The organism is Pseudomonas sp. 65/3-MNA-CIBAN-0223, from assembly GCF_040310425.1.
In the GTDB taxonomy this organism is placed as follows: Bacteria; Pseudomonadota; Gammaproteobacteria; order Pseudomonadales; family Pseudomonadaceae; genus Aquipseudomonas; species Aquipseudomonas gregormendelii.
Window position 1 is genome coordinate 1 of record NZ_JBEOPV010000284.1, and the last position, 246, is coordinate 246.

Annotated in this window: 1 protein-coding gene; it reads left to right on the forward strand. The window is 69.1% G+C overall.

The genetic code is table 11. From position 1 onward, the window contains the following. Positions 1-246: cytochrome c biogenesis protein CcdA (locus AAEZ09_RS28910; protein WP_502947622.1), on the forward strand; the 246-nt coding region annotated here is incomplete at both ends.

Genomic DNA, 246 nt, shown 5'->3' on the forward strand with positions numbered 1-246 from the left:
CCTGCAGGCGGCGCTGCAGCAACCCTGGTTGCTGACCAGTTTCGCCGTGCTGTTCGTGCTGCTGGCGCTGCCGATGTTCGGTTTGTTCGAGCTGCAATTGCCAGTGGCGCTGCGTGATCGCCTGCAGCGTGTCGGTGATCGCCAGCGCGGGGGCAGCCTCGCCGGGGCTGGCGCGCTGGGTGTGCTCTCCGGCCTGCTGGTCGGCCCCTGCATGACCGCACCGCTGGCTGCCGCGCTGCTGTTCAT